Source organism: Amycolatopsis sp. A133 (genome assembly GCF_031082405.1).
GTDB lineage: Bacteria > Actinomycetota > Actinomycetes > Mycobacteriales > Pseudonocardiaceae > Amycolatopsis.
The window spans coordinates 261814-274403 of sequence record NZ_JAVHJU010000009.1 but is presented as its reverse complement, the minus strand read 5'-3'; the positions used below and the strand labels follow the sequence as shown (position 1 = coordinate 274403).

Here is a 12590-nt window from a genome sequence, read left to right as displayed (position 1 = left end):
CCGGAGCATGAGCACTCCGGTACGCGGCCGGGTCCGCGTGGCACACGGCGCGAAACGGGTACGGGTGTTCCTCGGCGGGCAGGTCGTCGCGGACACGGTGCACCCCCTCCTGGTGTGGGAAGTTCCGTACTACCCCACGTACTACATCCCGCGCGCGGACGTCGTGAGCGGTGTTCTCACCCCCTCCGGCCGGACGACGCACTCGCCGAGTCGCGGAGAAGCTGTTCTGTCGACGATAAAGGGTGGCCGAGCCGAGGCGGTGGACGGCGCGCTGGAGTACCCGGATTCGCCGATCGAAGAGCTGCGCGGCCACGTCCGGTTCGAGTTCGGCGCGTTCGACTGGTTCGAAGAGGACGAACAGATCTTCACGCACCCGCGCGACCCCGGCGTCCGCGTGGACATCCTGCCGAGCTCCCGCCACGTGCGGATCGAAGTGGGCGGCGTGACGGTGGCCGACTCGGTGCGCCCGCACCTGCTGTTCGAGACGGGCCTGCCGACCCGGTACTACCTGCCCCGCGTGGACGTCCGGATGGACCTGCTCGAAAAGATCGACGTCGTGACGCACTGCCCGTACAAGGGCGCCGCCGAACACTTCGACGTGGCCGGGCACGAAGACCTCGCCTGGAGCTACCCGGCGCCGCTGCCCGAGAGCACCCGCGTCGCCGGCCTGGTGGCGTTCCTCGACGAGAAGGTGGACGTCCACGTCGACGGGGTGCGGCAGGAGCGCCCGAAGACGAAGTTCGCCTGAACCGCGTATAACGACCTATACGTTGCGGGTCCATAGTGGACCGGCGGGAACCGGTCACTGCTAGATTACCGATCATGACTCGCGGTGAGGACGACAAACGCGTCACGGCGTTGGCGATGGCGGCGGGCCGGGGCGATCGACGTGCGCTCGAGGAGTGGGTCCGGGCCACCCAGGTCGACGTCTGGCGCTTCCTCGCCCACCTCGCCGACGCCGCCGCGGCCGACGACCTGACGCAGGAGACCTACCTTCGCGCCTTCAGCAGCCTTCGCCGCTTCGCGGGGCGCTCGTCGTCGCGGACGTGGCTGTTGTCCATTGCGCGCCGGGTCGTCGTCGACCAGATCCGGGCCGCCGCGGCGCGGCCGAAGATCGCCGACGCCGACTGGGAAGCCGCCGCCGAACGCACCCGCGACCCCGCGGCCGGCTTCGAGGACCTCGTCGAACTGCGCCTGCTGCTCGACGGGCTGGAGCCGGACCGGCGTGAGGTGCTCGTCCTGACCCAGGTGCTGGGCCTGTCCTACGCCGAGGCGGCCGATGTCTGCGGCTGCCCGGTCGGCACCGTCCGCTCCCGCGTCGCCCGGGCCCGGGAGGACCTGATCCAGGCGCGGCGTGCCCGTGGCGCCGGCTGAACCAGCCCGTTCCGCCGTCCGGTGCTGTGGCGGCGCACACATTCGGCGGCTTCGGCTGTCATCTCGTCACAGAGATGGGCGAACGCGGCTACTGCGCGTTGACGGGCTGTCAAGGGGTCCTTAGCGTGGCGCGCACCCGCCACCACCCAGCAAGGGATTCCCGATGGCCAGTCCCACCACCGAACAGCCCGAGCCCGGGCAGGTCGGCCGCCGCCGCTTCCTGACCTACCTGGTCGCCGCGCCCACGCTCACCGTCGCCACGAAGCTGACCGCCGACGCGGTCGCCCCGGCCAGTGCCGAAGCCGTCGTCCCCACGCTGCCGCAGCCGGCGGAGATCCTCGACCTCGGCGACGTGCTGACGCTGTCCTGCGCGCCGACCGCCGGGATGCTTGTCCTGGAGATCACCGCCGACGGCCGGGCGCGGCTGCAGCTGCCGCGCGCCGAGGTCGGCCAGGGCATCACGACGGCGGCCGCCATGCTCGTCGCCGAAGAGCTGGACCTGCCGCTCGACCGCGTCGACGTCGTGCTCTCCGACGCCCGCACCGAGCTGCTGTTCAACCAGCTCACCGGCGGCTCCAACACGATGCGCTCGCTCTACGACCCGGTCCGCGGGACCGCGGCGACCGCGCGGGCCCGGATGGTCGCCGCGGCCGGCGCGCAGTGGGGGACCGACGCCTCGCGGCTGTCCACACGCGACGGTGCGGTGTGGGCGCCGGACGGGCGCAGCGCCTCCTACGGCGTCCTCGCTGGGCCCGCGTCGCGCTCCGGCCTGAGCGTCGGCGCGATCCGGCCGAAGGCCGAGTCGGCGCACACGCTCGTCGGGACGCCGACCTCGCGCAAGGACGCCCGCGCGATGGTCACCGGCAGGCAGGTCTACACGCTCGACCTCGACGTCCCGGGCGCCAACCCGGTGATGGTGCGCCGGCCGCCGACCATCAACGGCACGGTGCAGAAGGTCAACAACGAGGCCGCCGTCCGCGCCATGCCCGGGATCATCGACCTCGCGGTCGTGAAGACCGGCGTCGCGGTGATGGCCGAGACCTTCGGCCAGGCCCTCGACGGCAAGAACGCCCTCGACGTCACCTGGGGGCCGGGCACGGTCGACGGCGAGAACAACGAGACGATCAAGAAGAAGCTGCGGGCCGCCGCGCTGCCGTTCGTGGTGCCGCCGCTGCTGACGCAGTACGTCGACGGCGAGTTCGACTTCGCCTTCGCCAGCCACGCGCCGATGGAGTCGAACTCCGCGGTCGTTGACGTCCGCGAGGACAGCGCGACCATCTGGGCCGGGCTGAAATCGCCGATCGTGGCGAAGCAGACCATCGCGCAGGAGCTGGGGCTGCCGGAGAACAAGGTGACCGTGCACGTCCAGCAGGGCGGCGGGTCCTTCGGGCGGCGGCTGTTCTTCGACGCGGCCCTCGAAGCCGCGCACATCTCGAAGGCGATGAAGAAGCCCGTCCGGCTGATGTGGAGCCGGATCGACGACATGCGCCACGGCCGCGGCCGCGCGGCGAGCTACCACCGGATTCGCGCGACCTTCGCGCTCGGGCAGGTGCTCACCTTCGAGCACCGCGTCGCCGGCGTCGAGACCGACTGGAGCCACGGCCTCGGCGAGATCCTCACGGCGTTCGCGGCGAAGCTGCCCGTCGGCGGCAACCTCAGCTTCGCGCAGACGGTGTTCCTGCTGACGGTGAAGTCGCCGTACAACTTCGGCGTCACCACGCAGCTGCTCAACGAGGTGCCGCTGAAGTTCCACACCTCGGCGTGGCGGTCGGTCTACTCGGCGAACACCCGCGGCGCCGAGGAGATCATGGTCGACGAGATCGCCAAGAAGCTCGGCAAGGACCCGGTGCGGTTCCGCCGCGAGTTCATCAAGGAGCCACGGCAGCGCGCGGTGCTCGACAAGGTCGCCGAGCTCGGCGAGTGGGGCAAGAAGATGCCCGCCGGGTTCGCGCAGGGCATCGCGGTGCACGGCGAGTACAAGTCCTACACCGCGTGCCTGGTCGAGCTGGACGCGCGCGACCCGAAGCACCCGCGGGTCACCAAGGCGACCATCGCCGTCGACGTGGGCAAGCCGGTGAACCCGCGCGGGATCCAGGCGCAGATGCTCGGCGGCCTGACCGACGCGATCTCCACGACGCTCACCGCGGGCCTGCACATCGACCAGGGCCTGCCGCTGGAAGGCAGCTACTCGCAGTTCCACTACGCGCGGCAGAAGAATTCGCCGGCCGACGTCACCGTGCACGTCATGCCGGCCACCGGGGCGGACATCGGCGGCGCGGGCGAGCTGGGTGTGCCCGCGCCGGTCGGCGCGATCGCCAACGCCTACGCCCGGGCCACCGGGATCAAGCCGCGCAGCTTCCCGATCACCTTCCCGGTCGACTTCGACCCGTTCCCGCGCTGAGGAGAGCCCCCATGCCGAACTACACCTTCGTGGTGAACGGGAAGACCGTCACCGTCGACGCGCCCGCCGACCTGCCGATGCTGTGGGCGCTGCGCGACAAGCTCAAGGTCCGCGGGCCGAAGTACGGCTGCGGCATCAACGTCTGCAAGGCCTGCACCAGCCACCTCGACGGCGAGGCGTTCAACCCCTGCGTCACGCCGGTGTCGGAGTGCGCCGGGCGCGAGGTCACCACGATCGAGGGACTGGCCGACGGCGACGAGCTGCACCCGGTCCAGGAGGCCTGGCTGGAGCAGGACGTCGCACAGTGCGGCTACTGCCAGCCCGGTCAGATCATGGCGGCGGTCGCGCTGCTGAAGAAGACGAAGAACCCGACCGACGCCGACATCGACGCCATCCAGAACGTGTGCCGCTGCGGCACCTACTTCCGGATCCGGGAGGCGATCAAGAGCGCCGCGGCCAAGCTGGCCTGACCACCCCGCACTTTCACGTGAAAGTGCGGGCCGCGGATGCGGAGGTTCTACAGATGAACCTCCGCATTCGCGGTTCCTGTAGAAAGTTCACCCGTCCGTGGCCGGTGCGGTCGGGTTAGATGTCGGTCTCGGACCTCGACGAGGAGGTCGGGGACCGGAGGGCACCATGCACTACCAGGCGCTTTTGTCCGACGGACGGGCACCGCGCGTCGGCGTCCTCGCCGCCGAGGTCGAGCGGAAGCTGCCGGAACTCGTCGAAAGCACCGTGCGGCAGATCCGCGCCGAAATGCCGGTCTACGCCGACGCCCGGTTCGTCTCCCTCGCCGAGCTGCGCAGCTCGGTGCGCGTCAACCTCGAACACGTGATGCGCACGCTGCGCGGCGCGGACGTCCCGGACCTCTCCCAGGCCAGCGCGACCGGGCGGGCCCGCGCCCTGCAGGGCGCGCCGCTGCCGGAGCTGCTGCGGGCGTACCGGATCGGGCTCACCGAGGTGTGGCACCGGTTCGTCGAGCTGACCGCCCGCGAGCAGGACCTCGCCGCGCTGGTGGCCGCGACGTCGGCGATCTGGGCCCTGATCGACGACCTCGCCGAAGCCCTCACGACGTCCTACCGCGACACGACCGCGGAGATGATGGTGGCGCACCAGAACCGGCGCTCGGCGCTGGTGGAGGCCCTGTTCGCGGGCGGCGCGGCCACCGAGGGCACGCTGTGGGACATCGCCCGCGTGCTCGACCTGTCCCTGGACGGCACGTTCGTCGTGGTCGCGGCGGAAACCCCGCGGCTGGGTCAGGAACCGCTGCCGCAGATCGAGACCCGGCTGCGCTCGCGCCACCACGCGTCGGCGTGGCGCCTGACGCCGGACCTGCAGGTCGGCGTGGTCTCCCTGCGCGACCCGCAGGCCTCGAAGGCGATCGTGGAACTGGTCCGCGAGCACCCGGTGGGCCGGGTCGGGATCAGCCCGGTGTTCACCGGCCTCGGCAACACCGCCCGCGCGCTGCACCTCGCGCGGGTGGCGCTGTCGAGCATGACGCCGGGCACGCCGGGGCTGGTGCAGTTCACCGAGTCACCGCTGGCCGGCCTGGTGGCCAGCGCCCCGGAGGCGTCGGTGCAGCTGGCCCACCACGTGCTCCAGCCGGTCCTGGACCTCCCGGGCGACGACCGCAACGTGCTGCTGCTGACGCTGCGCGCGTGGTTCGACTGCCAGGGTTCGACGAAGCTGACGTCGGAGCGGATGTTCTGCCACCCCAACACGATCCGCCACCGGTTGAAGCGGATCACGGAGGAACTGGGCCGGTCGCTGACGAACCCGGCGGACATCGCCGAGCTGGGCGCGGCGCTGCGGGCGTTGAACCTCTTCCCGGAGGCGACCCACCTGCCGGCGCCGCGTTAGCCCGGTGACCGCCGAGATCCACCGTCGTTCCCGGTACCGGCATGGCACGGGACCTCGATCAGAGGTGCCGGGAGCCCGGGGCAGCGCTAGGTGGCCAGCAGTTCGCGGGTGCGGGCCTGCTCCTCCGCCGAACCGATCGGCATCACCAGCAGTTCCGTCGCGCCCGCGTCTTCCAGTGATTTGACCTGGCGGCGCACGGTTTCCTCGTCGCCGATGATCGCGCCGTCCGAGACCCGCTCGTGGCCCTCGCGGTCGAGCATCGCGCGGTACGCCGGGATGCCCGCCACCCCGCCGTAGGTCTCGTCGAGCCACGCGCGGCGTTCGTCCACTTCGGACGTCACGCAGATCAGCTGGCCGGAGACCACCCGGGCCGGGCGCCCGAGTGCCGGCACCACGAACTCGCCGATCGCCCGCGGGCCCGCCCACGTCGTGATCACGCCGTCGGCCAGCTCGCCGGCCAGCCGCGTCGACTGCGGGCTCACCGAGCCGACCAGCACCGCGGGCCGCTGGGTGCCCGGGGCGTTCACCGCACCCGCGGCCGTCAGCGACTCACCGTGGACGTCCGCTCTTTCGCCGCGTAGCAACGGGTTCAGGGCCTGGAGGTACTCGCGCAGATGACGGATCGGGCGGTCGTAGGAGTAGCCGAACTCGCCTTCGACGATGAACTTGTGACTCAGCCCGACCCCCAGGTGGACGGGCACGCCGGCCGCCGCCTGCGCGGTCAGGGCCTGCGCCGCCATGGTGATCGGGTGCCGCGAGTACGTCGGCACGACGCACGTGCCCAGTTCGACGCCCGGGGCGGCGGCCGCGAGCGCGGGCAGCGCCGTGAGCGCGTCCCAGCCGCCGCGCTGCGCCACCCAGAGCGTGCCGTAGCCGAGCTTCGCCGCTTCGCGGGCTTGTGCCGTCATGGCGTCGAAGCCGACGCCGAGCTCGTCGATCAGGATTCCGGTGCGCATGGGACCTCCAAGGTTCAGTACGCGCGTTCGAGCTGTTTGCGGTCGAGCGCGACGGCTTCGGTGAACAGCTCCAGCGCGCGCGGCGCCACGGCGCGCAGCTGCCTCGTCGACACGGCGAGCGGCTCGAAGGAGTGCGCGACGATGTCGGCGATCAAGGCGGGTTCGGGCGGGGGCGTGCGGCCGAGGAATCCGTTCAGCACGGCCTGGTAGGCGACGACGAGCTCACCGACCGGCCGGTCGGTGCGGAGCAGGTCGTTCGACGCCAGCAGTTCCAGGTAGTCGACGAAGGCGCCCGCGTGGCGCGGATCCAGCTTGCCGTGCAGCTTGGGCAGCAGCTTGCCGAGCGTGTCGGCGTCGTCGGCGTACCCGGCCCGCAGCAGCGGGCGCTTCAGCACGTTGGCGTACTGGATCTCGGTCAGCCGCGAGAGCCGGGCGGCGAGCGGGTCGGCCGCGAGGGTGTGGACGAGGTCTTCGAGGGTCCGGACGGACTCCCGCAGCAGCACGGCGAGGAACAGCTCCTCACGGTTCTTCCAGTGCAGGTAGACGGTTCCCTTGCCGACGTCGGCCCGCTCGGCGACGTCCTCGATCGTCGTCCGCCGGTAACCCGCGCGCAGCAGCAGCCCGGCGGCCGCGTCGAGGATCCGCTCGGCACGTTCGGCGCGGTCTTCGGCTGGGGGCATGGTGCCATCTTATGACCAAATTCGAAATTTGGTCAAACGTCGCTTGGTCCAGTGTCGGGGTGTCATGGGCAAGGTCTGGTTCGTGACGGGTTCGTCGCGCGGCTTGGGGCGCTGCTTCGTCAGGCCGCCCTCTCCCGAGGCGATCGGGTGGCGGCCACCGCGCGGCTACAGCAAACTTCGATGCGGTGCTCCCCCTCGAGCTGGACGTAACCGACAAGGCCGCCGTGTTCGACAGCGTCAAGCGGGCCGCCGAGCACTTCGGCCGCCTGGACGTCGTCGTGAACAACGCCGGCTACGCGCAGATCGGCGCCATCGAGGAGCTGGCCGAGCCCGAGCTGCGCGACCAGCTCGAGACCAACGTGTTCGGCCCGGTGTGGGTCATCCAGGCCGCCCTGCCCTACCTGCGCGAACAGCGCTCCGGCCACTTCGTCCAGCTGTCGTCGGCCGCGGGCATCATCGCGATGCCGCTCGGCGGGGCGTACCAGGCGTCCCGGTGGGCGATCGAAGCCCTGAACGAAACCCTGGCCCGGGAGGTCGCCGGCTTCGGCATCAAGGTCACGATCATCGAGCCCGGCGGCTACGCCACCCGCGACGGCAAGAACCCGGACCCCCTCGCCAACGGGCACGTCGCCGAAACCAGCCCGGTCTACGACGGGCTCCGCCGCCGGCTGGCCGACGTCGCGGGCCGGCAGCCCGCCGGGGACCCGGCCGCCGCCGCCCGGGCCCTGCTCAAGGTCGTCGACTCGGCCAACCCGCCTCTGCGGGTGCTCTTCGGACAGGGCTTCTACCCGATGATCCAGCAGGTCTACGCGGACCGGCTGGCGACCTGGGCCGAATGGCAGGACCTGTCGGCGGAGGCGCAGGGCGCGGCCCCGGCCGAAACTGTCGGTGCCCGCCGGTAGCGTGGAAAACGGGGGGCGCCCCCGCGGGGCGCCCCCGCGGCTCAGGCGTCCGAGGAACGCTTCCAGAGGTTGATGTCCGCGTCGGTCGCGTGGCCGTCGATCTCGGTCAGCTCCTCGGACGAGAACTCGAGGTTGCCCAGCGCGCCGACGTTGTCCTCCAGCTGCCGCACGCTGCTCGCGCCGATCAGCACCGACGTCACCCGGCTGTCGCGCAGCGCCCACGCCAGCGCCAGCTGCGCCAGGGACTGCCCGCGGCGGGCGGCGACGTCGTTCAGCGCGCGGACCCGGCCCAGCCGGTTCTCGTCCAGGGTGTCCGGGTCCAGCGATTTGCCCTGCGCGGCCCGCGAATCCGCCGGGACGCCCTTGAGGTACTTGTCCGTCAGCAGGCCCTGCGCCAGCGGGGAGAACGCGATGCAGCCGGCGCCCGCTTGCTCGAGCGTGTCCAGGAGGCCGTCCTCCTCGATCCAGCGGTTGAGCATCGAGTACGACGGCTGGTGGATCAGCAGCGGCGTGCCGAGCTCGCGCAGCAGCCGCGCCGCCTCGGCCGTCCGCTCGGAGCTGTACGACGAAATCCCGACGTAGAGCGCCTTTCCGGCGCGGACGGCGGCGTCGAGCGCCCCGACGGTCTCTTCCAGCGGCGTCTCGGGGTCGAAGCGGTGCGAGTAGAAGATGTCGACGTAGTCCAGGCCGAGCCGGCCGAGCGACTGGTCCAGAGAGGACAGCAGGTACTTGCGGGAGCCCCACTCGCCGTACGGCCCGGGCCACATGTCGTAGCCGGCCTTGCTGGAGATCACCAGCTCGTCGCGGTACGGCTTGAAGTCGGTGGCGAGCAGCCGCCCGAAGTTCTCCTCCGCCGAGCCGTAGGGCGGGCCGTAGTTGTTGGCCAGGTCGAAGTGGGTGATGCCCAGGTCGAAGGCGCGGCGGGTGATGGCGCGCTGGGTCTCCAGGGGCCGGTCGTGGCCGAAGTTGTGCCAGAGCCCGAGCGAGATCGCGGGCAGCTTGAGCCCGGAACGCCCGCAGCGCCGGTAGGGGATCGAGTCGTATCGGCCGGGAGCGGCAACGTAGGTCACGCGGCCGATGCTAGCCCGAAGGTCGGGTACGCTCCGGGTGAGCAACCGCTTAGGAGGCACGTGGTGGGCACCGGATTCTTCACCTCCGTCGACGACGTCTCGGCCAAGCTGGCCGGCGCCGGCTACCTCGCGTCGACGGCGGTGGCGACCACCGTGTTCCTCGCCGATCGGCTCGGCAAGCCGCTGCTGGTCGAGGGGCCCGCCGGGGTCGGCAAGACCGAGCTCGCCAAGGCCGTCGCCCAGGTCAGCGGCTCGCGGCTGGTGCGCCTGCAGTGCTACGAGGGCATCGACGAGGCTCGCGCGCTGTACGAGTGGAACCACGCGAAGCAGCTGCTGCGGATCACCGCCGGCCGCGACGAGACGTGGGAACAGGCCCGCACCGACATCTTCGGCGAGGAGTTCCTGCTGCGCCGCCCGCTGCTCACCGCGATCTCCTCCGACGAGCCGACCGTGCTGCTCATCGACGAGACCGACAAAGCCGACATGGAGGTCGAGGGCCTCCTGCTGGAGGTGCTCGGCGACTTCCAGGTCACCGTCCCGGAGCTGGGCACCATCACCGCCACGCGCGCGCCCTTCGCCGTGCTGACGTCCAACGCCACGCGCGAGCTGTCCGAGGCGCTGCGCCGCCGGTGCCTGTTCCTGCACATCGACTTCCCGGACGAGGACCTCGAGCGCGACATCGTCCGGCTCAAGGTCCCCGGCCTCGACGCGGCGCTCGCCGATTCCGTCGTCCGGGTGATCGCCGCGCTGCGCGCGATGGACCTGCGGAAGCTGCCGTCGGTCGCGGAGACCATCGACTGGGCGCGCACGCTGCTCGCGCTCGGGGCGTCCACCCTGGACGAGCAGGTCGTGCGGGAGAGCCTCGGCGTCGTGCTCAAGCACCAGGACGACATCACCAAGGCGGGCGCCGGCCTGAAGCTCGAACAGGTCCTGGACGCGTCGTGACCGGCGGCGTGCCGGAGCGGCTCGCCGCCTTCGTCCAGGCCCTGCGGGCCCAGGGCATCCCGGCCGGGCCGAGCGAGACGGTCGACGCCGCCGCGGCGCTGGAGATGCTCGGCTTCGACGACCGTTCGCTCGTCCGGGAAGGCCTGGCGGCCGCCCTGGTCCGGCGCGGCGGGCAGCGCGCGGTCTTCGACGCCGCGTTCGACCTGTACTTCCCGGCCGGCGTCGGTGCGCCCGAGCGGGCCCGCGAAGATCCGCCGTCGACGCTGGAGGAGCTGCGCGAGGAGCTGGCGGCGGCGCTGGCCGACGGTGACCAGCAGGCGTTGTCCCAGCTCGCCGGGCTCGCGGTGGACATGCTGGGCCAGTACGGCTCGGCGTCCGGCCCGGGCGGCGGTTTCTCCGCCCACCAGACCCTGGAGCGGCTCCAGCCGCAGACGCTGATCGCGCGGGTGCTGGCCGCGGTCCGCGGCGGCGGCGCGCGTGGCGAGTTCACCGACCGGCTCGACCGCGACGAGATCCGCCGCCGCGTCGAGGGCTTCCGCGGGCAGATCCGCACGGAGGCGCGTCGCCGCGCGGCCGAGGTCCGCGGCCGCGAGCGCGTCGCCAAGCACGCCATCGCCCCCGCACCCGACCGGGTCGACTTCCTCATCGCCAGCCGGAACCAGCTCGCCGAGCTGCGGCGCACCGTCCAGCCGCTGTCCCGCAAGCTGGCGACGCGCCTGGCCGCCCGGCGCAAGCGCACCACGCGCGGGCAGATCGACCTGCGCCGCACGCTGCGGCGGTCGCTGTCGACCGGTGGGGTGCCGCTGCGCCCGGCCTACCGCCACCGGCGTCCCGGCCGGCCGGAAATCGTGCTGCTGTGCGATCTTTCCGGCTCGGTGGCGGGCTTCGCGAACTTCACCATGCTGCTGGTGCAGGCGCTGCGCGACCAGTTCAGCAAGATCCGCGTGTTCGCCTTCGTCGACAGCACCGACGAGGTCACCCACCTGGTCACCACCGGCGCGGCCGACCCGGAACACCTGGGCGCGCGCATGCTGTCCGAAGCGGCGCTCGTGCGCTGGGACGGCCACAGCGACTACGGCGGCTCCCTCCGTCAGTTCACCGAAAACTGGCTCGACGCGGTCGGCCCGCGGACGTCCGTGCTGATCCTCGGCGACGCCCGCACCAACGGCGGCGACCCGAACCTCGACGCCGTCCGCGCGATCAAGGCCCGCGCCCGGCACGTCCACTGGCTCAACCCGGAGCGGCGGTCGCTGTGGTCCACCGGGGACTCGGCGGCGCTGGAGTACGCCGAGGTCGTCGAGATGCACGAGTGCCGCACGGTGCACCAGCTCGGCACCCTGGTCACCCGGCTGCTGCCGGTGTGAGCCACGCGTCGATGTCGCGCAGCATCGCCTGCTTCGTCGCTTCGGGCGCGAAGGACGCCGTGACGCTCGCACGGGCGAAGCCCGCCATCGTGGCGTCGTCGTAGCCGAAGGCCTGCTGGACGCGCCGGTACTCCTCGGCCAGGTTCGCGCCCGTGACCGAGGGGACGTCGGTGTTGAGCGTGACGGTCAGTCCCGCGTCGAGGAGCCGGGGGAGCGGGTGCTCGGGCAGCGAAGGCACCAGCCCCAGCGTCACGTTCGACGACGGGCACACCTCCAGGGCCAGTCCCCGGTCCCGCACTTCGGCGACCAGCGAGGGGTCGTCGAGGACGCGGATGCCGTGGCCGAGCCGTTCGGTCCGGCCCACTTCGAGCGCCTCGAGGATGCTGTCCGGCCCGGCGTCTTCGCCGGTGTGGTGCAGCAGGTGGATGCCCGCGGCGCGGGCCTTCTCGAACAGCGTCGCGAACGGGCGCAGCGAGTGGTTCTCTTCGCCCGCCATGCCGATCGCGAAGACTTCTTCGTACTTCAGCGCGAGTTCGAGGGTGCGCTCGGCGCGTTCGACCGAACGGCGCCGGGAGTGGTCGAGCAGCAGCCGCCACTCGAGGTCCGGGTGCTGCGAGAGTCCTTTCAGGACAGATGTCAGAGGCATTTCCGGGTCGCCCAGCCGTTCCCCGTGCGAGGCCGCGGTGAACGTGACTTCGGCGTAGCGCGTGCCTTGGGCGGCCTCGTCTTCGGCGTATTCCCGCGCGATGCGCTCGAAGTCTCCGGGACGCCGGAGGCACGACCGGATGAGCGCGTTGTAGTCGGCGAAGGCGCGGAAGCCGTCGAACACCGGCGGCTCGCCCGGGACGTCGACGCCGTTCGCTGCGCCCAGCTCGCGGAGCGTGGCCGGGCGGATCGTGCTCTCCAGGTGGACGTGCAGGTGGGCCTTCGGCAGGGCGGCGAGGTCGCGCATGATCGCGAGCCTAGAGCGGCGCGGCGGCGGTCCGCGCGACAATTTCCGGCGGCCGCCACGGCGCGTTCCCGCCGCGGCACGCTCCG

Annotated in this window: 12 protein-coding genes; 8 read left to right on the top strand and 4 right to left on the bottom strand. The window is 71.8% G+C overall.

The features are described 5' to 3' along the window. Positions 1-7 precede the first annotated feature (7 nt). The 5 genes from Q5425_RS13015 (at position 8) to Q5425_RS12995 (ending at position 5635) form a co-directional block, all read left to right on the top strand. A complete protein-coding gene (locus Q5425_RS13015; protein WP_308672442.1) occupies positions 8-748 on the top strand; it encodes a DUF427 domain-containing protein in 741 nt (246 codons plus the stop codon). 74 nt (positions 749-822) lie between these two features. Next, positions 823-1374 carry a sigma-70 family RNA polymerase sigma factor gene (locus Q5425_RS13010; protein ID WP_308672441.1) on the top strand — a complete coding sequence of 184 codons (552 nt, stop codon included), beginning with the start codon at positions 823-825 and terminating at the stop codon, positions 1372-1374. 163 nt (positions 1375-1537) lie between these two features. Next, positions 1538-3775 (top strand): molybdopterin cofactor-binding domain-containing protein, encoded by a 2238-nt coding sequence (locus Q5425_RS13005; RefSeq protein WP_308672440.1) that lies wholly within the window; start codon positions 1538-1540, stop codon positions 3773-3775. Between the two features lie 11 nt (positions 3776-3786). Continuing rightward, a complete protein-coding gene (locus Q5425_RS13000; protein ID WP_013224858.1) occupies positions 3787-4245 on the top strand; it encodes a (2Fe-2S)-binding protein in 459 nt (152 codons plus the stop codon). Positions 4246-4411: 166 nt separating this feature from the next. Next, the gene (locus Q5425_RS12995) at positions 4412-5635 is read left to right on the top strand and encodes a helix-turn-helix domain-containing protein (protein WP_308672439.1); all 1224 of its coding nucleotides are present in this window, start codon (positions 4412-4414) and stop codon (positions 5633-5635) included. Between the two features lie 86 nt (positions 5636-5721). On the opposite strand, the gene Q5425_RS12990 is transcribed toward Q5425_RS12995, so the two are convergent. Further along, positions 5722-6591 (bottom strand): TIGR03564 family F420-dependent LLM class oxidoreductase, encoded by an 870-nt coding sequence (locus Q5425_RS12990; RefSeq protein WP_308672438.1) that lies wholly within the window; start codon positions 6589-6591, stop codon positions 5722-5724. A 14-nt stretch (positions 6592-6605) separates the two neighbouring features. After that, positions 6606-7271 (bottom strand): helix-turn-helix domain-containing protein, encoded by a 666-nt coding sequence (locus tag Q5425_RS12985; protein ID WP_308672437.1) that lies wholly within the window; start codon positions 7269-7271, stop codon positions 6606-6608. A gap of 185 nt (positions 7272-7456) precedes the next feature. On the opposite strand from Q5425_RS12985, the gene Q5425_RS12980 reads away from it, so the two are divergent. Further along, positions 7457-8173, top strand: coding sequence for an SDR family NAD(P)-dependent oxidoreductase (locus Q5425_RS12980; RefSeq protein WP_308672436.1), 717 nt, complete (start codon positions 7457-7459; stop codon positions 8171-8173). Positions 8174-8214: 41 nt separating this feature from the next. Here the strand turns inward: Q5425_RS12980 and mgrA are convergent, their stop codons facing one another. Further along, positions 8215-9243, bottom strand: coding sequence for an L-glyceraldehyde 3-phosphate reductase (mgrA, locus tag Q5425_RS12975; RefSeq protein WP_308672435.1), 1029 nt, complete (start codon positions 9241-9243; stop codon positions 8215-8217). A 63-nt stretch (positions 9244-9306) separates the two neighbouring features. Here mgrA and Q5425_RS12970 point away from each other — a divergent pair, with 63 nt between their 5' ends. Continuing rightward, a complete protein-coding gene (locus tag Q5425_RS12970) occupies positions 9307-10188 on the top strand; it encodes a MoxR family ATPase (RefSeq protein WP_308672434.1) in 882 nt (293 codons plus the stop codon). After that, entirely contained in the window at positions 10185-11552 is a 1368-nt protein-coding gene (locus tag Q5425_RS12965) for a VWA domain-containing protein (protein WP_308672433.1), read from the top strand. Before Q5425_RS12970 ends, Q5425_RS12965 begins: the two co-directional genes overlap by 4 nt. Here Q5425_RS12965 and add read toward each other — a convergent pair. Continuing rightward, positions 11530-12504 carry an adenosine deaminase gene (add, locus tag Q5425_RS12960; RefSeq protein ID WP_308672432.1) on the bottom strand — a complete coding sequence of 325 codons (975 nt, stop codon included), beginning with the start codon at positions 12502-12504 and terminating at the stop codon, positions 11530-11532. The genes Q5425_RS12965 and add overlap by 23 nt on opposite strands. Positions 12505-12590: the final 86 nt, after the last annotated feature.

Coding starts and splice junctions, on each gene's coding strand:
- Q5425_RS12995 (WP_308672439.1), top strand. CDS start 4,412: ATGCACTACCAGGCGCTTTTGTCCGACGGACGGGCACCGCGCGTCGGC.
- Q5425_RS13005 (WP_308672440.1), top strand. CDS start 1,538: ATGGCCAGTCCCACCACCGAACAGCCCGAGCCCGGGCAGGTCGGCCGC.
- add (WP_308672432.1), bottom strand. CDS start 12,504: ATGCGCGACCTCGCCGCCCTGCCGAAGGCCCACCTGCACGTCCACCTG.
- Q5425_RS12985 (WP_308672437.1), bottom strand. CDS start 7,271: ATGCCCCCAGCCGAAGACCGCGCCGAACGTGCCGAGCGGATCCTCGAC.
- Q5425_RS13015 (WP_308672442.1), top strand. CDS start 8: ATGAGCACTCCGGTACGCGGCCGGGTCCGCGTGGCACACGGCGCGAAA.
- Q5425_RS12990 (WP_308672438.1), bottom strand. CDS start 6,591: ATGCGCACCGGAATCCTGATCGACGAGCTCGGCGTCGGCTTCGACGCC.
- Q5425_RS13000 (WP_013224858.1), top strand. CDS start 3,787: ATGCCGAACTACACCTTCGTGGTGAACGGGAAGACCGTCACCGTCGAC.
- Q5425_RS13010 (WP_308672441.1), top strand. CDS start 823: ATGACTCGCGGTGAGGACGACAAACGCGTCACGGCGTTGGCGATGGCG.